Below are 20,605 nucleotides of genomic sequence, written 5' to 3'. Positions count from 1 at the left end.
TGATCCAAACAACCCTCATGTCGAGCCGCCAGTGCAACTGGCGTACCGGCGCATGTCCGTTGGAGAAGCGGCCGATCTCAGCTTTGATGAACTCTCCATGGTTTGCGACCGCTCAGCAAGGGTCATGCCGTCCGGCATAGATGAAGCATCCTTGGTCCCGATCGTACACTTTGTGTCCGGCCGCGTAAGTGGCCCGAACGACCCGATCGTCGCCGAGGGTCATGAGCACGAACAATTGGTCCTCGAGGCTTTCACAAAAAGGCATCCGGAACCGCATCAGGGGGGTGGCCTTGAGGTCAAGCACGCAGAGATCGGCTTCGTAGTCAGGTGCGATGCGCCCGATACGATCATCGAGATAGAGCGCTCGTGCCCCGCCGAGCGTCGCCAGCCAGAAGGATTGCAGCGCGCTCAGCCTCCGGCCTGTGAGCTGGGCAACCTTGTAGGCCTCGTTCAGGGAGGCGAGCTGGCTCAAGCTGGTGCCGGCGCCCACATCCGTGCCGAGCCCGACCCGCACCGGGCGCCGCGGGTCCATAGCGTCGAACAGTCGGAACAGGCCGCTGCCGAGAAACAGGTTTGAGGTCGGGCAATGAGCGAGGGCCGCGCCAGTCGCATGACAGGTACAGAAATCCTGTTCCGCGAGATGGATCCCGTGTCCCAGGACCGAGCGGTGTCCGATCAGGCCCGCATGGGCATAGACGTCAAGATAGTTGGACCGCTCGGGAAACAAGGCCTCGACCCAGGCGCATTCGGCGCGGTTCTCGGCAATGTGGGTCTGCATGAAAAGGTTGTGAGCCGTCTTCAACAGAGCGCCGGCGGCCTCCAGTTGCGCTTCAGTGCTGGTGGGAGCAAAGCGCGGTGTCACACAATAATGCTGACGGCCTCGTCCGTGCCAACGCGCGATGAGCGCCGCGCTTTCGTCGTAGCCTTGCTGCGCCGTATCCCGCAGGACCTCGGGGGCATGCCGGTCCATCAAGACCTTGCCGGCCACCATGCGGGTGTCGAATCGCGCCGATTCCGTGAAGAACGCCTCCACGGATTGCGGATGAACGGTGCAATAGACCGCAGCCGTCGTGGTCCCGGCCCGCAGCAATTCTCGCAGGAACACAGCGGCTACCTGCGCGGCGTGTTCCGGATCTGCGAACTTGGCTTCGACCGGAAAGACGTATTTTTCGAGCCATTCGAGCAGTTGCTCGCCGTAAGCGCCGATCATGGGCAGTTGCGGATAATGGACGTGCGTATCCACAAATCCGGCGGAAATGATGGCGTCCTTGTACTCCGTGACGAGAGTGCCCTCGGGGAGGCTCTCCCGAAGGTCGGCATAAGGCCCGAACGCCGTGATCCGACCATCCTCGATCAGGATAAGCGCATCGGGCTCATGCACCAGGCAATCGCCCGGGGAGGCCTGGAACGGATCGTCGCGAAACGTGATCGCCGCGCCTCGCAGTGCTGTGACGCTCATTCAGCCGATGCTTCCCCGTTGGTCAGCTTCTTGTTTCACAGATCCGGGCGGTGGATCGCAAGGGCCGTGTTGGACGGTCGGACACGCGAGCCGTGATCAAAGCCGCTTTGAATCAGACTTTTGCATATTCCAAGCGCCTTGTTCCTCAAGCACTCGATTGCGGTTGGAACATCCTGGTCTAGCCGCGGACAGGTGCCTCGTCCTTTACGGCATCCGCGAATTTTCGCATCAGACGAACGAGTTCGTCGATCTCGTCCGCGTCCCAAGTCTCGAAAATCGCGCGCCCAAGTCGCTCGCGCGCGGCATCGACGCGATCCGTCATCGTCTTGCCCTTCGGCGTAATGGCGGCCTCTCGCACGCGCCGGTCGGCGGCACTTTCCTGGCGGGTGACCAAGCCGAGGCCTTCGAGCTTCGCAAACTGACGGCTGACCGTGGTGTAGTCGCGTCCCACCCGATCGGCCATCTCCACAACGCCAACCGGCCCGAACCTTTCGATGCCGACAAGCAGCGGAAACAGTGCCCGGTCGAGGGGGATGCCGGCCTCCCTGATCAATGTCTCGTCGCGCTGAGGCCGATTGATCGTGGCCACGATATCGAGAACAGCCCCATGCAGCACCCGTAACTGGCCACCAATATGTGTATTATGCACATTATCTATTGACGTCATTCGCCTCCTCCATTTATGTGCATTTTACACGCATATATTACCAGCAGAAGCGAAATCGTCATGAAAGCTGCCATCGTTCGGGACGCCGGCCACACACCCGTCTTCGGGGACTTTCCGGAGCCCCCGCTGTCCGCCGGCCAGAACCGCGTCACTGTCACGGCCGCCGCGATGAGCCACCTCGCGAAAAGCCGTGCCCTCGGCACGCATTATAGTTCTTCAGCCCGGTTCCCCTTCATCGCCGGTATCGACGGGGTTGGACGACTTGATGACGGCAAACGAGTCTATTTTGTCCTTCCACAACCGCCGTATGGCAGCATGGCGGAACGGGTGGTCGCGTCTTCAGCTCACTGCATTGCGCTTCCCGACGACATCGACGACCTCACCGCCGCCGCGATCGCCAATCCCGGCATGTCCTCGTGGGCTGCCTTGACCGAACGCGCGAAGTTGAAAGCCGGCGAAACCGTGCTGATCAACGGTGCCACGGGCACCTCTGGCCGCCTTGCCGTGCAGATCGCCGAGCATCTCGGGGCCAAGAAGGTCATTGCGACCGGCCGAAATGCCGATGCTCTGCGGGCCGTCTCGGCTCTTGGTGCCGATGTGACGATCTCGCTCGTCGCGGGCGACTTGGAAGAACGGCTCGAAGAGCAATTTGCCGCCGGCGTCGATGTCGTCATCGACTATCTGTGGGGTCAGAGCGCCGAGAGCCTGCTGATCGCGGGAGCCAAAGCCGGTGCCGATGCCGTGCCCATTCGCTTTGTGCAGATCGGCGCGTCGAGTGGGCCGAACATCGTGTTGCCGAGCGCCGCGTTGCGGTCATCGGCGATCGAATTAATGGGCAGCGGCATCGGAAGTATTCCCCTCGATCGTCTTCTGAAAGCCGCTGCCGGGGTCCTGGAAGCCACGGTGCCGCGCGCCTTTCAGGTCGCGTTCACGCCCGTTCCCCTCTCTGAGGTAGAGCACGCTTGGCGCAACGACGACAGCATGCGGAGAACCGTGTTCACCATGGGCGTGCATCCTTCGTAAGGTTTGGCGGGACCACCCAGATCCTTTAGTCCGCGATCAACCGCCGCGCCGCTTCTCCATGCTCCCACCGGAGCCGCTCGACGTCTACTCCAACCGGCATGCCGTCGACGACCTTCCATGTGCCTGCAACCATCACGCGATCCGCCCGGCTCGCACCGCAGAGTACCAGCGCGGCGATCGGGTCGCCGGCGCCCGAGAAGCGCAGATCATCCAGCGTGAAGCAGGCCAGATCCGCCTGTTTGCCAACCGCGATCGCGCCAATATCTGCACGGCCGAGACATCGGGCGGACCCTTCCGTGGCCCAGCGCAGCACGTCCCGGTCGGTGACATTCGTGCCATAGGTGAGACGATTGAGGAGAAGCGCGTGGCGGACTTCTTCCATCAGATTGGAGCCGTCATTCGAGGACGACCCATCGACACCGAGGCCGAGCGGGGCCCCGGCCTGCTCCAGGTCGCGGGTCCGGCAGGAGCCGGAGGCGAGCAGCATGTTGGACGTGGGGCAGTGGCAGACCCCGACCCCTGCCCGGCCGAGCCGCGTGATCTCGTCCGGCTGGAAGTGAACCCCATGAGCCAGCCAAGCGCGGTCCGACATCCAGCCGACCTCTTCCAGGTAATCGACCGGCCGGCAGCCGAACCGCGACACGCAATAGTCGTCCTCGTCGAGGGCTTCGGCGAGATGGGTGTGCAGCCGGCAATTGCAGCGGGTGGCCAGATCGGCCGAGGCCTGCATGAGGGATTTGGTGACCGAGAAAGGCGAGCAAGGCGCCAACGCCACCTGCAGCATCGCGCCGTCACTGAGGTCGTGATAGCGACCGATCACGCGTTCGCAGTCGCTCAGGATCATATCCTCGTCCTGCACGACACTGTCGGGCGGCAGGCCGCCGTCCTTGACCGACAGGTTCATCGAGCCGCGCATCAGGGTCATGCGGATGCCGAGCGCCGTCGCCTCCTCGGCCTGAATGTCGAGCGCGTTCTCGAGTCCCGTGGGAAACAGATATTGGTGGTCGGCCGCCGTCGTGCAGCCGGACATCATGAGTTCCGTCAAGGCAAGCCGCGTCGACAGGCGAAAACTCTCGGGTGTGACGACCCGTGCCCAGATCGGATAGAGCGCCTTCAGCCAGTCGAACAACTCACGGTTGATCGCAGCGGGGTTCGCCCGGGTCAGGGTCTGATACATGTGATGATGGGTATTGATCAGCCCTGGCAACACCACATGACGGGACAGATCGAGTGTTTCGTCGACGGGTGATGCGGGCGCACCACCCCTGGGCACGAGTTCGGCGATCCGGCCCTGGTCCACCACCAAGCCCCCATCGGCCCCGCTTGCAAGAATCGCCATCGGCGATTTAAGCCAAAGCCGCATGGTTGCTGTTGCCCTTTCGTTGCAGTCGGTCGAAATTGGGCGTGGCGACCACATCCCGTCAAGACACACAAGCGTTTGAGCTTTTGTTCACACATTGGACAAACGCCCGGATTACGGCTGAAAACTCGGACGTGACCTACGGAAAGGTGCTTTCATGACCCTTCAGGCCCGCATCGGCGAAGTGACGGCGAGGATCGCGGCCCGCAGCCACGACACGCGTGCCCGCTATCTCGACCGGATCAGCGACGCGGCCGAAGCCGGACCACGACGCATGCGGCTCGGTTGTGCGAACCAGGCGCATGGCTTCGCGGCCTGCGGCCCGCGCGACAAGGCCATGCTGCGCGAAGGGGAAGGCGCCAATCTCGCGATCGTGACGGCCTACAACGACATGCTGTCGGCCCATCAGCCCTATGAGACCTACCCGGACCTGATCCGCGCGGCGGCGCGCACGGTCGGAGCAACCGCGCAAGTGGCGGGCGGCGTGCCCGCCATGTGCGATGGCGTTACGCAGGGTGAAGCCGGCATGGAATTGTCGCTGTTCTCGCGCGAGGTGATCGCGCTGGCCACGGCCGTCGCCCTCTCACACCAGACCTTCGACGCCGTGGTCTACCTCGGGATCTGCGACAAGATCGTACCCGGACTGATCATCGGCGCACTCGCCTTCGGGCATCTGCCGGCGGTGTTCATCCCGGCCGGCCCCATGACGTCGGGCCTGTCGAACGATGAGAAATCGCGGGTCCGGCAGCTTTACGCGGAAGGCAAGGTCGGGAGAGACGCTTTGCTCGAAGCTGAAGCCGCCTCCTATCATGGACCGGGCACTTGTACGTTCTACGGCACGGCCAATACCAATCAGATGATGATGGAGATCATGGGCATGCACTTGCCGGGATCATCCTTCGTCAACCCCAATACGCCGCTCCGCGAGGCACTCACGGTCGAGGCGACCAAGCGGGCGCTGAGCGTCACGGCCCTCGGCAATCATTTCACGCCTGTCGGGCGCATGCTCAACGAGCGGGTCTTCGTCAACGGCATCGTCGGCCTGCATGCGACTGGTGGGTCGACCAACCACACGCTGCATGTGGTCGCCATGGCGGCCGCGGCCGGCATCAAGCTGACTTGGAACGACCTTTCCGACCTCGCCGAGGTCGTGCCCCTGCTGACGCGCGTCTATCCGAACGGCAAGGCCGATGTGAACCATTTCCATGCGGCGGGCGGCATGAGCGTGGTGATCCGCGAGCTTTTGTCAGCCGGCCTCCTGCACCGCGATGTCACGACCGTGTTCGGCGAGGGCCTCGATTCCTATACGAAGGAACCGACGCTCGACCCCGACGGCACGATCACGTGGCGGGACGGCCCGGCCGCGAGCGCGGATACGGCGGTGCTGCGTGGCACGGCCCAGCCGTTTCATGCAACGGGGGGCCTCAAGGTGCTCGACGGCGATCTCGGCCGCGCGATCATCAAGACGTCGGCGATCACGCAGGAGCGCCATGTCGTCGAAGCGCCTGCCCGCGTGTTCCATTCACAGGAAGCCCTGCAGGCGGCCTTCAAAGCGGGCGAGTTGACGGGGGATATGGTGGCCGTGGTGCGGTTCCAGGGTCCGAAAGCGAACGGGATGCCTGAATTGCATAAGTTAATGCCGCCGCTTGGCGTCCTGCAGGATCGTGGACATAAGATCGCCCTCGTGACCGACGGCCGGCTCTCAGGCGCCTCCGGCAAGGTTCCGGCGGCGATTCATGTGACGCCGGAAGCCGCGGAGGGCGGCGCCATCGCCAAGGTGCGGGACGGTGACCGGATCAGGGTCGATGCCGTAAGCGGTCGGATCGAGATCCTGGTCGACGGCGACGAATGGCTGAGCCGCGAAACCGTGACGGAGGATCTCAGCGCGAATCAGTTCGGGGTCGGCCGCGAACTCTTCGCCCCGTTCCGGGCGGCGGTCGGCCCGGCGGATGCCGGCGCGACTGTCTTTGCCTTTTAAGCCGATCGGGCCGACTGAGGGCAGTCCCAAGCGGCTCTATGAGTGCTCAAGACCTTCTCCCGCGTCTCGCGGGAGAAGGCGTTTCACTGATTACTGCCCGTAGATCGCTCGGTCGCCGAACGGCGCCTGGATCACGTGGAACGGAATCTGGGCGATCTGGCCGGCCGCGTAGACAGGCGCGCCGACGATCGCCAGAGGCGACCGAGGGTCAGCCGGGAAGATGCTGTTAACGACGCGAAACGGTAGAGCCGTCAATTCGCTCGCCACATAGATCGGCGCTGTCACCACGGCCTTCGGGCCTTCATAGGGATTGTAGGTCGGGCGACGGGCGACTGTCAGCGGGTGACCGGCAAGGGGTGGAGGTGCGGCGTAGACAACCGGAGGGTTACCGCCTGCATCATAGCCGTAAGGCTGCGCGAAGGCCTGCGAAGCGCTGGCCAGAATCGTCGCCGCGGTCAGCGCAATGCCGGCCGTTCGAGTGAGGTTTGTCATAGTGTCCTTTCACGCTGCTCCGACACGCGCCATCCGTCGACGGCACGGAGCGAGGCGGGAAGTTGGGCCAACAATGAGGCGTTTCGGCGGTCATTGTTGGTTAACCTGCCTCCGTAGGCGCCACATGTTCCTTCGTCGGATCCGGAAAATAGCGGTTGGCAGGCCTTGGCAGGCCCATGTTCTCGCGAAGCGTCGGACCCGCATAGTCGCGACGAAACAAGCCGCGGCGCTGCAGCTCGGGCACAACCTTGTCGACGAAATCATCGAGTCCGGCTGGCAAAAACGGGAACATGATGTTGAACCCGTCGGCCGCCTCGCCGCCGAGCCATTCCTCCATCATGTCCGCGATCGTCGCGGGTGTCCCGATCATCTCGAGCGTGCCGAATGCTCCGCCGACATATTGCGCCAGTTCGCGCACCGTCAGCTTCTCGCGCTCGGCCTTCAGGATCAGCCGGTCACGGGCGCTCTTGCTGGCATTGGTGTCCGGCAGGTCGCGCGGCAATGGCGCATCGAGGTCGAAGCGTGCCGCATCCGTACCGAGTTGCACGGAAAGGCTCGCCATCCCGCTGTCCGGATGGACGAGGCTGTCGAGATGCTTCTTCTTGGCCTGCGCTTCCGAAACGCTGTCACCGACGACCACGAAAGCCCCGGGCATGATCTTGAGATGGTCCCGATCGCGCCCCACCGCCGCCATGCGGGATTTCACATCCGCATAGAAGGCCTTGGCATCCGCGATGTTGTTCTGAGATGTGAAGATAGCTTCGGCGGTTTCCGCGCCGATCTGTCGTCCGGCCTCCGAGGAACCGGCCTGCACGATCACGGGCCAACCCTGGATTGGTCGCGCGATATTGAGCGGCCCCCGCACCTTGAGGAACTCGCCCTCATGGGCAAGCGTGTGAAGCTTGGCGGGGTCGAAAAATTGGCCCGATTCGACGTCGCGGATGAAGGCGTCGTCAGCCCAGGAATCCCAGAGACCTGTCACGACATCGTAGAACTCGCGCGCCCGCCGATAGCGGGTGGAATGCTCGACGTGAGAGTCGAGACCGAAGTTCATGGCCTCGGCGGGATTGCCGGAGGTCACAAGGTTCCACCCCGCCCGGCCACCGCTGATATGATCGAGCGAGGCGAACTTGCGGGCGACATGATAGGGTTCGTTATAGGTCGTCGAGGCTGTCGCGATGAGTCCGAGCCGGGTCGTCACCATGGCGAGGGCGGGCAGCAGCGTGAGCGGATCGAAAGACGTCACGGTGGCGCTTCGCTTGAGTGCCGCCATCGGCATGTTCATGACGGCCAGATGATCCGCCATGAAGAAGGCATCGAACTTGCCGCGTTCCAGCGTCTGGGCGAAGCGCACCAGGGCGGGCAGGTTGAAATTGGCGTCCGGAATGCCCCCCGGATAGCGCCAGGCCGCAGTGTGGATGCTGACCGGTCGCATGAAGGCGCCGAGAACGAGTTGCTTCGCAGGCATGAAATCCTCGCAGCGTGATCAAGGGTCGTATTTCATCGTACCTTGAAACATAGGTGACCGCGAGCCTGCATCTCGCGACACGCGGGTCGGCGCTTACCGGTCCATTAACCTTAATGATCAATGATTCTGGATGGGGCACGAGGCGGCCCCGGGTGCAACACCTTTTCGGAGATGGCGATGACCGGGTGGCACGATGCCGATGCGGCCCTGCCCTCCTCCCATGTATTCCTGACGATCGCCCGTGGCCACCGGCAGAAAACGATCGCGATCTCACGCTGGACCGCCCTGACCGCGGCAATCGTTTTGGTCTTCGCGACCCTCTGGTCGGTCGGCTGCACATTTTATGTGGCGGCCCACGACACGCTCCTGAGCGCCATGACGCGCCGCGAACGCGATCTGCAATTCGACTATGAAGACCAGATCGCCGCGCTGCAACGTCAGCTCGAACGCGCCCTCAGCCAGCATGCGCAGACAGAACGTGCGATCGGATCCAAGCTCGAAACTCTGGCCAATCAGGAGGTTGAACTGAGGCGAAATGCCGGGACGGTCTCGCACCTGGCTCAACAGTTGCTCCACCTGTCCGCTCGGTCGAGCGGAACCCTACAGGAAGACCTCTCTCACCCTGCCCCGTCGGTGGGACAAGTCGACGGCGCGTTGGAAAAGACCGCTGGCAGGATTGAACCAGACCCGGGGCAACCCTTGTCCGATCGATTAGCGAACCTTTCGTCCGATCTCGGCGTGATCGCATCCCGCCAACAGCAAGACCTCACCAGCCTACAGAGCGCCGCAGCCGATCGCCTGACCCGGTTTCGTGATGCTTTGACCGGGGTCGGGCTGACGGCTGGTCGCTTCGCCGCACCCGCGGGAGCAGGCATGGGTGGACCCTTCGTGCCACTCGATCCGTCCAAAGCCCGGACCCCGTTCGAGCGGACGTCGCTCGAACTCCTGGGAACACTCGCAGAAACCGAAAAGATGAAAGGCCTTGTGGCCCACGTGCCCTTCGGCAAGCCGCTGGAGGGCTCGCCGGAAGTGACGTCGCCCTTCGGCGCCCGCATCGATCCGTTCCTCGGCCGCGCTGCTATGCATACGGGTCTCGATCTTCGGGACGAGACTGGCACGAGCGTGCTTGCGACGGCACCGGGGCGCGTCAGCTTCGCGGGCTCTGCCAGCGGCTATGGAACGATGGTCGAGATCGACCACGGCAACGGACTGGCCACCCGCTACGCCCATCTGTCCGCCATATCAGTTGCACTCGGCGAGCATGTCGAGGCCGAAGAGGTGATTGGCAGGGTCGGTGCCACGGGTCGCGCCACCGGCCCGCATCTTCATTACGAGACGCGTATCGATGGAGAGCCAGTGGATCCCATGCGTTTCCTCACCGCCGGAAGCCGTTTGTTTGCCGATAGTGCGGCCCACCAATAGCATGCTTGGCGGATGTCTCTCGAAAGACACAAGCCGCCTCAAACATTCGGGAAAGGAAGAAACTCTCCGGTTGACCCCGTTGTGCCTTTAGAAAACGAAACGCTGGCGCATGTTGACTGGCCCGGCTGGAACGACGACCGGACGAGAGGGATAATGGCACACGGAGGTTCGTGGCGCGCTGCGTTGGCGGCTTTGATCGGCATGACCATGGCTGGCTGTTCGACCATTGAACGAGTTGCCTATACGCCGGTCGAGGCGGCTCATGCCGAGATTCCGAATATGAGGAACGTCAGGTTTTCCGGCGATGGCTCGGCCGTAGAGTTCGACCGCTTGCGTCGCGATGTGGTGCAGCAGGCCGCAGCCCGCCATGCATCGGTCAGTTATCTCGCCCTGTCGGGTGGAGGAGGCGACGGAGCCTACGGCGCGGGCTTTCTAAAAGGCCTTTCGGAAACCGGCCACCGTCCCGAATTCACAATCGTGTCGGGCGTCAGCACCGGCGCCCTGATGGCGCCATTCGTCTTCCTCGGGCCAGCCTACGACGCCACGCTGCAGACCATCTACACCTCCGATTTCGGAGCTTCGCTGGTCAAGGACGTCAACGTTCTGAACGGCATTTTCGGCAATTCGCTGGTCGATAGCGACAAGCTCGGGCGGCTGATCGCGCGCTACATCGATGATTCCATCCTGCAGAAAATCGCAGCCGAGCACCGCAAGGGACGGCGTCTCCTGATCGCCACGACGAACCTGGACACGCAGCGATCGGACGTCTGGGACATGGGCGCCATTGCCACGAGCGGCGCCCCCAATGCGCTCGCATTGTTCCGCCAGGTGCTGGCCGCCTCGGCCTCTGTGCCGGGCCTGTTTCCGCCGCGTTTGATCGAGGTCTCGGCGGAGGGGCAGTCCTTCAAGGAGATGCACGTCGACGGGGGGACCCTCCGTCAACTCTACGTGGCCCCCGACGAAGTGATCTATGGCGGCGGAAGCGGCAGCACCGGCATCAAGGATCTCTACATTTTGGTGAACAACAAGATCGATCCGACCTTCACCGTGGTGGAGGACGCGACGGTGGCGGTCGGGGCCAGGTCGCTCGCCACGATCCTGAAGCGCGAGGGGCGCAACAATGTGATGAGCGCCTATGCTTACGCCACGCGCAATCATATCAGCTATCACCTCGCCTTCATTGATGCCGGCGTGGCGGACCTGCCGGCCGATCGTGCGCAGGAGCAATTCAGTCCCGAATATATGACGTCGCTGTTCAACCTCGGGTACGAGCGAGGCAAGTCAGTCCGGCCGTGGGACGCGGCACCACCCCTGACGAACCCCCCACTGGTACAGCCGGAGACACCGCCTGGCGTGTCCGCCAGCGCTCCGCTGGCGTCGCCGGCCAGCACCCTGGCAACGACGGCTGCGACGGGTGGCTAAGGCACTGGGCTATGTTGCAAAGTCGCGGCCTCTCGTGAGCTATTCCGCCAGAACACCTTTGCGGGATAGCTCGCGACACAACCGTCTCGCAGCACGCGAAATGGTTCTGAGGGCTGGCTAAAGCCGTCACGCGGCGCCATCATCGACCTCGGCTGAGATCCGCGAGCCAAGCCGAGTCCCTCCCCTATGCTAAAGCCACTTAACCCGCCTTCGATCCATCCGCCCTTCGCACGCTATGCCCACGGGATCGAGATCCCGGCAGGCGCACGGCTCGTCCTATGTTCGGGACAGTTGGGGATCTCGAAGGAGGGAGACATTCCCGCCGGTGTCGAGGATCAGGCCGCTTTGTGCTTCACGGCTATCGCGGCCATTCTGGCCGAAGCCGGTATGGGGCTCGGCGATGTCGTGCGCATCAACGCCTTCGTGACCGGCCGCGAGCACCTGAAGGGCTATATGGGGGTGCGTGACCGGTTTTTCGGTGAGACCCCGCCGGCATCGACGCTGATGATCGTGTCCGGTTTCGCACGACCGGAATTCGTGGTGGAAATAGAAGCCTTGGCGGCGCGCCTCTAACGGAAAAACCTGATGCCTTCCTCCAAACTCTGGGCTGAATGGACCTGGGCCGACTTCGAGGCGACCGACATGGCCGAGACCATTGCGGTCTTGCCGGTCGCCGCCATCGAGCAGCATGGCCCACACCTGCCGGTCGGCGTCGACACGTTCATCATGGAGGGCTATCTGCGCCGCGTGGCCGCGACCCTGCCTGCCGACCTGCCGGTTCTGTTCCTACCCGTGCAGGCCATCGGCAAGTCGAACGAACATATTGAATATCCCGGGACTCTCACATTGTCGGCCGAGACTGTTATACGGGCCTGGACCGAAATCGGTGAAAGCGTGCATCGGGCGGGCGTCCGCAAGCTCGTGCTGCTCAATTCGCACGGTGGCAATGTGACCAGCCTCGACATCGTTGCCCGAGACCTGCGCGTGCGGCTCGGCATGCTGGTCGTCGCCGTATCGTGGCATCGATTCGGATACCCCGAGGAGGTCGCCTCGCCGCACGAGCGCACGCACGGCATCCATGCCGGCGAGGTCGAGACGTCGCTCATGCTGGCATATCGGCCCGAGTTGGTCCGCATGGCGCAGGCCGAGAATTTCACCCCCGAGAGCGTCGCCATCGAGCAGGAGTTCAAATGGCTGCGCGTCACGCAGCCGATCGGCTTCGGATGGATGGCGCAGGACAATTCGCGGTCAGGCGCGATGGGCAATGCCGCTGCGGCCACATCGGCGAAAGGCGAGACCGCGGCAGACTTCGGCGCGGCGGCCTTCATCGAACTGATCCGGGATCTTCAGGCCTTCGATCCAGCGCGCCTGCCGAACGGACCTTTGAAGCGAAAAGGGTGAGCAGGAGACGCTCGGCCTCGCCTCACTCCACCGATTATTTGGTGATCGACGGAACACCTGCCGGAACCGGTAGAGCCGGAAACAGAACGTGGTCGAGGGCGAGCCACAGGATGATCACGAGAATCACCAGAACCAACACCCACAAGATTCTGCGATCCATCGATCTAACCCGGTTTATCGGCGCCGTGCGGCGGCGCGATGAGCTTCGCTGTGACTCTTGTTAGACTTCACCACAGTCGATGACGACCCCTGAAGTTCCTTCAGCGCGGTAATGTGCCAGGCGAGACTGCGGCGATCCGACGTGAAGCTCCAGCTTGCGGCCATCGGGGTCGAGGAAATACAGCGAAGCTCCCTCGCTTCGGTTGGTTTTCCAGAGCCGGGCGAGCAAAATAACTCACTGCCAACGTGATGTGATTCAGGCCCAGAACGGCAGCTCCTACAAGCCTCATCGGTACACCCGGTTCAACGATCTCGGAATACGGGCTTCGTTCGGCCTACTCTGCCGGCTTGGCAGGAGAGGAGGGACTCGAACCCCCAACCCCCGGTTTTGGAGACCGGTGCTCTAGCCGATTGAGCTACACTCCTGTGCGGCGGCCGCAGCCATACGCGCCGCCTCTGTTTGCCGTATCGGCGGGTTGCGTGCAAGCCCTTCGTGGCAAACCCGGGCGTCAGGGATGCCTCAGGACCAAGAAGACCTGCGAATTCATCCACCACGGGAGCCACGGGAAGGGACTGAACCGGCGCTCGATCAACCGAAAGTCACTCGCCAAACGGGCTGCGAGGCCGCGGTGGGAAAATCCCTTGTGGGACACGAGCGGATTCTCAGTGCGTGCAACCGCGCGACCGAACATACCGGCGATCAGTTCAGCGCCACTGTAGTCGCTCGATCGGCGGAACAGGATTGCGCGCGATCCCTCCTTCAAAGGGAGTGCAATCCCCTCCATGATGGGGACCGACACGATGAAATGGCCGTCGGGCTTCAGCAGCCGCTTCACCTCCGCGAGGCAACCGTCCACCCGAGAAGGTGTGAGATGTTCGAACACCTCGAAGGCGGATACGACATCGACGCTGTGGTGTTGGAGGACGTCGAGCGCCGTGACATGACGTAGACCCGGCGCGCTCAAGGCCATATAGGGCTCGAACGCCGTGCATGTGACATCAGGCCGTGCCGCACCGATTTCACCGAGGAGCGCACCGGTTCCGGCCCCCACGTCGAGGATGCTCCCGTGTGGGGCCAAGTACCGCGTGGCGAAACGCACGGCGGTCTTATGACGTCTGACGTGCGCGAAACGCGCGAATGGATTTGGATGTCGTAGCGTCTGCCTGTCATAGGCAATGGAGCGGGGTCTTGTAGTGCCGCTCATCGAGCCAAATGTCCCGGCAAGCCCTCACCCATCTGCCGCACCGACCTTGAGGACGCTGCAAAAGCTGGGTGAAGAGTTTCTCCCGTCCTGCCTCCAACTGAATAGCGCCGAACCCATACACCGTTCCCGCTTCAGCAACTAAAGCTAGTGGATTGTAGCGGAAAATGTATGCGGGACCAACTCGCAGTCTAACGATGTCCGAGCGACAAAAGCCGCTCGGCGTCGCCCGTGCCTCAACCGTAGACGCTATGCCAAGCATCCTGCCGCATTTGCGCCGGATCGGCACGCAGTTCCTGCAGATCCCGTGCGTTCAGCGACTCGATTTCAGCGATGAGCCGGAGATATTCACGGCGCTTGACCAACCGAGCCTGGAAGGTGGAAATCAATGTTTTGATCATTTGGTTCTCCTCCGGTCTGTGACCGATGTGGTGAACCTCCCTAGTTGTCCCAGAAATAGTCCATGCCGTTGTGCATCGCAACACGACGCGCCGCAACGCAGCGTTGCGTCGGAGGTATGCAGAATTGCCCCCCATGGCGTCATAGCGACACTTTTATTTAACTTGTCCCATCCGGCCTTGTGGATTCGGTTATGGTTCCTGCATCCCGACAGAGGCGAGGAACGTGAGCACGACGGAAACAGGGTTCTCGGTTCTCAGCGGGTCCGCGCACGGACCCGTGATCGCCCTGTCGGAAGGCCTCAGCTTCTGGGGCGGTGTCGACCCAACGACAGGGCGCATCATAGATGCGCGCCACCCTCAGCATGGCGCGGCGCTTACCGGTGCCATCGTCATGATGCCGACAAGCCGCGGCTCCTGCTCAGGTTCGGGCGTCGTGCTTGAACTCGCCTTGACGGGTCGCGCCCCGGCGGCCCTGGTGTTTTCTGAACCTGAAGACGTGGCGACCTTGGGCGCGCTCGTCGCCGCCGAGATCTTCGGGCGGGCCCTTCCCGTGCTCCGGCTGCGGCCGGCCGCCTACAACGCGCTCGCCCGAACCTCGTTCGCCCGCATTACGAACACGTCGATCTCGGCCGATGGGCTTGAGGTTCCCTTGACTCCCATGCCAGACGTCGCGCTCGAGATGACGGGCGCAGATCGCGCCATGCTGGCGGGCCAGGAAGGCGTTGCGGTCGCGCAGGCCATGCGCATCATCATCGCCATGGGCCGCCAGCAAGGTGCCGTACGCCTCACCGATGTGTCCCGCGCCCATATCGATGGCTGCATCTACGCTGGCCCCGCCAACCTGATCTTTGCCGAGGCGATGGAGGCAAAGGGCGCGCGGGTCCGCGTGCCCACCACCATGAACGCGATATCTGTCGACCGAGAGAATTGGGAACGGCAGGGGGTGCCGGCGGCGTTCGGTGGCCCGGCGGCACGGCTCGCCGATGCCTACGTGCGCATGGGGTGCCGCCCGACATTCACGTGCGCGCCCTACCTCCTCGACGACGCCCCGAGACTGGACGAGTTTATCGGCTGGTCTGAGTCGAATGCGGTGATCTTTGCCAACAGTGTGCTGGGCGCGCGCACCGCCAAGCATCCCGACTTTCTGGATCTCTGCATTGCGATGACCGGCCGGGCGCCGCTCGCGGGTCCGTTCCTCGACACCGAACGACGCGCGCGCCTTGTGATCGACGTCGACCTGCCGACAAGCGCCGGGCCGGAGGCCTGGCCCCTCATCGGTTACCTTTCCGGTCACCTCGCGCAGGAGCGGGTGCCGTTGCTTAGGGGAGTGGCCAAGGGCAACCCAACTCGGGACGACCTCAAGGCGCTCTGCGCCGCCTTCGGAACGACGTCGGCCGCGCCCATGCTGCACGTCGAAGGCGTTACACCTGAAGCCGACGGGGCAGCTCTTCCAGACGCCGCTCGCGCAGCTCTTACCCGCCACGACCTGGCGGCCGGTTGGCGGCGGCTCAACGACGGGCCGGCGAAGGTCGACCTTGTCGCAATTGGCAGCCCGCACGCGTCGTTGGAAGAGTGCCGGGCCCTCGCGAAGGTGCTCGACGGCCGAAGCCGAAACCCGTCGGTCGCGGCCATCGTGACGGCCGGACGGCAGGTTCTCGCCGCGGCCGAAGCCGACGGAACGCGCGAGAGCCTGGCGGCCTCCGGGGCCGAGATGATTGGCGATCTCTGCTGGTGTTCGATATCGCGGCCTGTCTTCCCGGTCGACGTCAAGACGGTAATCACAACGTCCGGCAAGTACGCCCATTATGGACCCGGCCTCTCAGGTTGCGCGGTTCGTCTGGGCACCCTCGCGGACTGCGTCGAGGCACTTCTGACAGGCAGTGCCGCTGCCCGCCTGCCAACCTGGCTGTCCTGAAACGAAGAAGACGTATTCAGTGCAGGCCAGCTCCGTCCGCCTACGCCGAGAACGAGGGCAGCGCCCGTAGCACTCTCCCGTCGACGACAAGCTCAAGGAGCAAAACTGTTGCGTGCAAAGGGCAACTCGTTACGCAGTTTCATGCTTCAGCCTTGAGCGGGAGAACCCGGAACTCAGGCAGGCCAATGACATTCTACGCCAGGCGAGCGCCTATTTTGCCCAGGCGGAGCTCGACTGCCCGTTGAAGAAGTGATCTCGTTCACCGGTGAGACCACGGGCCGACACGGGGTAGAGCCCATCTGCCGATCGCCCCGTCGATCTATGACGATCACGAATCCAGACGGGTCGATCCCGCTGGGCGATCCAAGCGAGCGAAGCGCGACGAGACACAGGTCGCCGAGATCAAGCGCTTCCATGCCGAGAATTCCTCGGTCTATGGCGTGCGCAAGGTATGGCGGCAGTTCCGGCGTGAACATGTCAATGTGGCCCGCGGCACGCTTGCCCGGCTAATGCGTCGCATGAGATTGGCTGGCGCTATCCGGGGCACGCCGATCAAGACCACGATGAGCGACAAGGGCGCGACTTGCCGGCTTGATCACGTCAACAGGAAGTTCCACGCACCGAGCCCAAATATGCTGTAAATGTCAGAATTTAAGTACGTTTCTACTTGGGACGGGTTCGTCTATGTCGCCTTCATGGCCGCATAGTTGATGAAATAAGCCTCCGGCAGATTCGATGAGGTTCACTGTGCGTTTTGGTGAATGATGCGAAGTGTCGAAAGAACCAGATTTCTTGCGACCCAAAAAGAAAGAATTTTCTTCTTTTGTTCGAGCGAAAAGTGCGCTTTATTGGGCGGCAAGCCGGGCTGGGCGCGTCGTCCGAGATCCGGCAGAAGCGATGGGTGAGCGGAGAGGTTGTGCGCGAGCGCCGCCGATCCCGGCCACGTCGTAAGAGCCGGGAGAACGTCATGAAACGAACGATTGCCCTCGCCACGATCCTGTTAACCTCTGTCGCGGGTTTCGCACCACTGAAAGCCGACCAGAAGGAGGTCACTGTCTGGTCTTGGTTCGTGCAAAGCACGATGCAGAACTCCATCAAAGCTTTTGAAAAGGCGCATCCGGACATCAAGGTCAAATACACCTATTATAACTACTCGCCTGAATACATCACGGCTCTCAAGGCGGCATCGGCCTCAGACAGTCTGCCGGACGTCATCGGCCTGCAGCCCGGATCACTCACCCAGCAATATCGTCCACAGCTTGAAGCGTTGAACGGACCGGCCGCGAAGGACTGGGGCGACGGCTGGCAGGACAAGATGTTTCCCGTCAACCGCAAGCAGATACTGATGGGAAATCCGCCTGGCGACCAGAACATCTATATCCTACCGCAGGAATCGCAGGATCTCGTGATCTGGTATAACACCAAAATATTCGAGAAGCTCGGCATCACAGTCCCGAAGACCTATGGTGACCTGGTGGCGGCCGCCAAGACCCTCACCAAGGGAGGCATCATTCCCATGTTTCAAGGGGCTGCGGACGGCTGGCAGAACGAGAACGTCTATCTCATGCTTGCCAACCAGCGTGCCGCCGGTCTCGTCGACAAGGCCCAGAAGGGCGAGGCACCTTGGAGCTCGCCCGAGCTCTTACAGGCCATGAAGGACTGGCGCGCGCTGTTTACCGACGGCGTTTTCCAGCAGGGTGCGCTAGGCGCCCATGCCTATCCGACCGGCGCCCAGCTCTTTTCCCAAGGGCGCGTCGGTATGATGGCACTTGGGTCATGGTGGATGCAGGAGAGCAAGTTCCCGCCGCCCCGCTCGCAATATGTGCAGAACATGGACGGGTTCGACTTCTTCTACATGCCTGCCCTGAATGGGTCCGATCACGCCTCACCGCCGGTCGGTGGCGTCGACATCGGCTATGGCCTTACCAAGAACGGCGGCCGGAACCCCTCAGCATGGACGTTCCTGGCCTCGCTTACCAACGGTGAGGGACTGCAGGAGGCACTGAACGACCTCAACGACCTGCCGGCCTTCGTGGGTCACGAGCCGAAGGGCGATGTCTCTCCCCATGTCAAAGCCATGTACGACCGTTTCATGGCCGACCTTCCGAAGGCCGAGAACCAACGCTTCGCCATTCCCGCGATAGCCGATGCCCTTGATAGCGCGCTGGCGGCCGTGGCCTCGGGCAGCCAGCAACCCGAAGATGCTCTGAAGGCTGTGCAGGATGCGACCGACAAAGCGCTGAAATCCTGACCAGGTAGGGCCCCCTCCGCTTTCGCCTGTGAGCGCCTCCCCCAAACAGCGCCTCTCTCGTCGCGCTGAGAAGGGCTAAAGCAAAGGGGCGCTGATCCGCGAAGGCTGTCACGGGTGCGCTTCGACCGACACGGGGGAACGACGACCTTCGCGTCCATCTTCATGGCTCAGCACAGGGCATCATGTCCCAGACCCTCACAGCAAGCCCGGCCGGCCGGACCCTGGCGGAGATCCGGCCCCACCGGGGACGCCGCCAAGGGACCGTTTACCTGTTCCTGCTTCCCGCCACCGCTTTCTTCATCGGGTTCGTCGCCTATCCGATCCTTTGGGTCTTCGACGAAAGCCTGATGCGTGCCGGATCGGACGGAGTGCGGCACTTCGTCGGGCTCGGCAATTATCTGGCCACGTTGCAGGATCCCATATTCTGGCTTGTGCTGCGCAATATGGCGCTGTGGGGGCTCATTACCATCCCCGTGCAGATGCTGATCGGCGGGCTTATCGCCTGGTTTATCGAACGGCACACGCAGCAATGGCGCGGCTTCTTCCGCACCATGTTCTTTCTGCCTGTCGTCACTTCCGTCTCGGTTGTCAGTCTCGTCTGGGCACAGATCTACGCGCCCTACTACGGGATCGCCCAGAACTACCTTCAAGTCCTAGGCATCACCATGACGGATTCGGCGCTCGGCAATCCGGCCACCTCGATCTACGCACTGATCGTCGTCAACATCTGGCAGTGGACTGGGTTTTCCATGCTTATGTATGTGGCCGGCATCGCGAACTTGCCCTCCGAAGTGCTCGACGCCGCGCGAATTGACGGTGCGCGTGGCATGAGGCTCGCGGGTTCAGTGGTGGTGCCCATGCTGGCGCCGGTCACCAAATCGCTGCTCCTCCTTGGTATCATCGGCACGCTGCAGACCTTTCCCATAGTTCAGCTCATGACCGGCGGTGGTCCGAGCCATTCGAGCGAGGTCTTCGGAACGGACATATTCCGGCAGAGTTTCGTGCTGGGCGACACGAATACCGGTGCAACCTTGTCGGTGATCGTGCTGGCGCTCGCCTTCGGGCTCACCCTCGCGCAGATCGTGTTTCTCGGCGCGCGGCTCGGTGGCCGGAGAGCCGCGCGATGACAACCCGGATTGCCGGTCTCGAACCGGCCAACCTCACGGTTCATCTCGGCCTCGGGCTCGTTCTCCTCCTATGGATGGTGCCGGAAGCCTACATGGTGTCGATCGCCATGCGCGCACCCGAAACAGTGTTCGACCCGACGTTGTTCACCTGGCCGCTGACCTTCGACAACTTCGTGACGGTAATCAAAGACAACCCGTTGCCGTCCTTTTTTCTAAACAGCCTCATCGTTACGGTCGCGACGGTGATCCTCGTCCTCGCGGTATCTTCTCTCTTCGCATTCGCGGTTGCAGTGCTGAGATTACCTGGGACGACAGTGCTTTATGCCGTGCTGCTCACCACCCTGATGGTGCCGATGGCCTCGCTGGTGCTGCCGTTGGCGATCCTTTTGAAAACCTTCGGCTGGGTCAACCGCTATGTCGGGCTGATCTTTCCCTATGTGGCGCTCGGTGCGCCATTCGCTGTCGTGATCCTGAAGGCCTTCATGGAGGATGCGCCGAAGGAACTGTTCGAGGCCGCGCGTGTCGACGGCTGCACCCCCTGGCAGACCTTCATCCATGTGACGCTGCCGCTGGTCCGGCCCGCGCTCGTCTTCGTCGCCATCTGGCAGTTCATCGTGACCTGGAACGAATTCTTCCTCGCGCTCATCGTGATGACCGAGAACGAGATGAAGACCGTGACCATCGTACCGATGCAATATTCTGGACTCTACATGGCCAATCCTGGCGCCCTTTTCGCCATCCTCACCATCATCGCCCTTCCGCTTATCGGCCTCTACGTTCTGGTCCAGCGCGCCTTCGTGCGCGGCCTGCTGGCTGGAGCCGTGAAGGGCTGACGAAACCTCACTGCAGGGAGGCCGC

Annotated in this window: 18 protein-coding genes, 1 tRNA gene, 1 pseudogene and 1 other annotated feature; of the genes and pseudogenes, 11 read left to right on the top strand and 9 right to left on the bottom strand. The window is 62.6% G+C overall.

Features of this window, described 5'->3' with window-relative positions:
• Positions 1-112 precede the first annotated feature (112 nt).
• Positions 113-1,459 (bottom strand): guanine deaminase, encoded by a 1,347-nt coding sequence (guaD, locus tag M8523_RS13480; protein ID WP_282585397.1) that lies wholly within the window; start codon positions 1,457-1,459, stop codon positions 113-115.
• Between the two features lie 178 nt (positions 1,460-1,637).
• Positions 1,638-2,126, bottom strand: coding sequence for a MarR family winged helix-turn-helix transcriptional regulator (locus tag M8523_RS13475; protein ID WP_282585396.1), 489 nt, complete (start codon positions 2,124-2,126; stop codon positions 1,638-1,640).
• A gap of 60 nt (positions 2,127-2,186) precedes the next feature.
• Here M8523_RS13475 and M8523_RS13470 point away from each other — a divergent pair, with 60 nt between their 5' ends.
• Positions 2,187-3,149: a quinone oxidoreductase family protein gene (locus tag M8523_RS13470; protein ID WP_282585395.1), complete on the top strand. Its 963-nt coding sequence runs from the start codon at positions 2,187-2,189 to the stop codon at positions 3,147-3,149.
• A gap of 25 nt (positions 3,150-3,174) precedes the next feature.
• On the opposite strand, the gene M8523_RS13465 is transcribed toward M8523_RS13470, so the two are convergent.
• Complete coding sequence (locus M8523_RS13465; RefSeq protein ID WP_282585394.1) at positions 3,175-4,512, bottom strand: 8-oxoguanine deaminase; 1,338 nt, start codon at positions 4,510-4,512, stop codon at positions 3,175-3,177.
• Between the two features lie 154 nt (positions 4,513-4,666).
• On the opposite strand from M8523_RS13465, the gene edd reads away from it, so the two are divergent.
• A complete protein-coding gene (edd, locus tag M8523_RS13460; RefSeq protein ID WP_282585393.1) occupies positions 4,667-6,487 on the top strand; it encodes a phosphogluconate dehydratase in 1,821 nt (606 codons plus the stop codon).
• Between the two features lie 90 nt (positions 6,488-6,577).
• Here the strand turns inward: edd and M8523_RS13455 are convergent, their stop codons facing one another.
• Positions 6,578-6,979 carry a hypothetical protein gene (locus M8523_RS13455; RefSeq protein WP_282585392.1) on the bottom strand — a complete coding sequence of 134 codons (402 nt, stop codon included), beginning with the start codon at positions 6,977-6,979 and terminating at the stop codon, positions 6,578-6,580.
• A gap of 100 nt (positions 6,980-7,079) precedes the next feature.
• Complete coding sequence (locus tag M8523_RS13450) at positions 7,080-8,447, bottom strand: LLM class flavin-dependent oxidoreductase (RefSeq protein ID WP_282585391.1); 1,368 nt, start codon at positions 8,445-8,447, stop codon at positions 7,080-7,082.
• A 177-nt stretch (positions 8,448-8,624) separates the two neighbouring features.
• Here M8523_RS13450 and M8523_RS13445 point away from each other — a divergent pair, with 177 nt between their 5' ends.
• From M8523_RS13445 to M8523_RS13430, 4 genes are all read left to right on the top strand, one after another.
• Positions 8,625-9,869 carry a M23 family metallopeptidase gene (locus tag M8523_RS13445; RefSeq protein WP_282585390.1) on the top strand — a complete coding sequence of 415 codons (1,245 nt, stop codon included), beginning with the start codon at positions 8,625-8,627 and terminating at the stop codon, positions 9,867-9,869.
• 153 nt (positions 9,870-10,022) lie between these two features.
• Positions 10,023-11,291 (top strand): patatin-like phospholipase family protein, encoded by a 1,269-nt coding sequence (locus M8523_RS13440; RefSeq protein WP_282585389.1) that lies wholly within the window; start codon positions 10,023-10,025, stop codon positions 11,289-11,291.
• A gap of 186 nt (positions 11,292-11,477) precedes the next feature.
• The gene (locus M8523_RS13435) at positions 11,478-11,864 is read left to right on the top strand and encodes a RidA family protein (RefSeq protein ID WP_282585388.1); all 387 of its coding nucleotides are present in this window, start codon (positions 11,478-11,480) and stop codon (positions 11,862-11,864) included.
• Between the two features lie 12 nt (positions 11,865-11,876).
• The gene (locus M8523_RS13430) at positions 11,877-12,692 is read left to right on the top strand and encodes a creatininase family protein (protein ID WP_282585387.1); all 816 of its coding nucleotides are present in this window, start codon (positions 11,877-11,879) and stop codon (positions 12,690-12,692) included.
• Between the two features lie 34 nt (positions 12,693-12,726).
• Here M8523_RS13430 and M8523_RS13425 read toward each other — a convergent pair whose 3' ends face one another.
• The 4 genes from M8523_RS13425 to M8523_RS13410 all read right to left on the bottom strand — a co-directional run bounded on the left by M8523_RS13425 (position 12,727) and on the right by M8523_RS13410 (position 14,454).
• Entirely contained in the window at positions 12,727-12,852 is a 126-nt protein-coding gene (locus M8523_RS13425) for a hypothetical protein (RefSeq protein ID WP_282585386.1), read from the bottom strand.
• A 348-nt stretch (positions 12,853-13,200) separates the two neighbouring features.
• Positions 13,201-13,277: transfer RNA gene (locus M8523_RS13420), tRNA-Trp, on the bottom strand.
• Between the two features lie 83 nt (positions 13,278-13,360).
• The gene (locus M8523_RS13415; protein ID WP_282585385.1) at positions 13,361-14,056 is read right to left on the bottom strand and encodes a class I SAM-dependent methyltransferase; all 696 of its coding nucleotides are present in this window, start codon (positions 14,054-14,056) and stop codon (positions 13,361-13,363) included.
• A 233-nt stretch (positions 14,057-14,289) separates the two neighbouring features.
• Entirely contained in the window at positions 14,290-14,454 is a 165-nt protein-coding gene (locus tag M8523_RS13410) for a hypothetical protein (RefSeq protein ID WP_282585384.1), read from the bottom strand.
• A 223-nt stretch (positions 14,455-14,677) separates the two neighbouring features.
• Between M8523_RS13410 and lhpI the strand changes: the two genes are divergently transcribed.
• From lhpI to M8523_RS13385, 5 genes and pseudogenes are all read left to right on the top strand, one after another.
• Positions 14,678-16,369, top strand: a complete 1,692-nt coding sequence (lhpI, locus tag M8523_RS13405) for a cis-3-hydroxy-L-proline dehydratase (RefSeq protein ID WP_282585383.1) — start codon at positions 14,678-14,680, stop codon at positions 16,367-16,369.
• A gap of 148 nt (positions 16,370-16,517) precedes the next feature.
• Positions 16,518-17,007: pseudogene (locus tag M8523_RS13400) on the top strand (IS3 family transposase); the annotation flags it as partial.
• Positions 16,577-16,683 (top strand) — a sequence feature (AL1L pseudoknot). (Overlaps the previous pseudogene by 107 nt.)
• 329 nt (positions 17,008-17,336) lie before the next feature.
• Positions 17,337-18,620, top strand: coding sequence for an ABC transporter substrate-binding protein (locus M8523_RS13395; RefSeq protein WP_282585382.1), 1,284 nt, complete (start codon positions 17,337-17,339; stop codon positions 18,618-18,620).
• 182 nt (positions 18,621-18,802) lie between these two features.
• Positions 18,803-19,747 carry a carbohydrate ABC transporter permease gene (locus M8523_RS13390; protein WP_282585381.1) on the top strand — a complete coding sequence of 315 codons (945 nt, stop codon included), beginning with the start codon at positions 18,803-18,805 and terminating at the stop codon, positions 19,745-19,747.
• On the top strand, positions 19,744-20,580 hold the full coding sequence (locus tag M8523_RS13385; protein WP_282585380.1) for a carbohydrate ABC transporter permease: 837 nt from the start codon (positions 19,744-19,746) through the stop codon (positions 20,578-20,580). The genes M8523_RS13390 and M8523_RS13385 overlap by 4 nt, the downstream gene beginning before the upstream one ends.
• Positions 20,581-20,605: the final 25 nt, after the last annotated feature.

This window comes from Lichenifustis flavocetrariae, assembly GCF_026130545.1.
Classification (GTDB): domain Bacteria; phylum Pseudomonadota; class Alphaproteobacteria; order Rhizobiales; family Beijerinckiaceae; genus Lichenihabitans; species Lichenihabitans flavocetrariae.
Note: the sequence above shows the minus strand (reverse complement) of the source record. Positions and strands in the feature narration are given on the sequence as shown.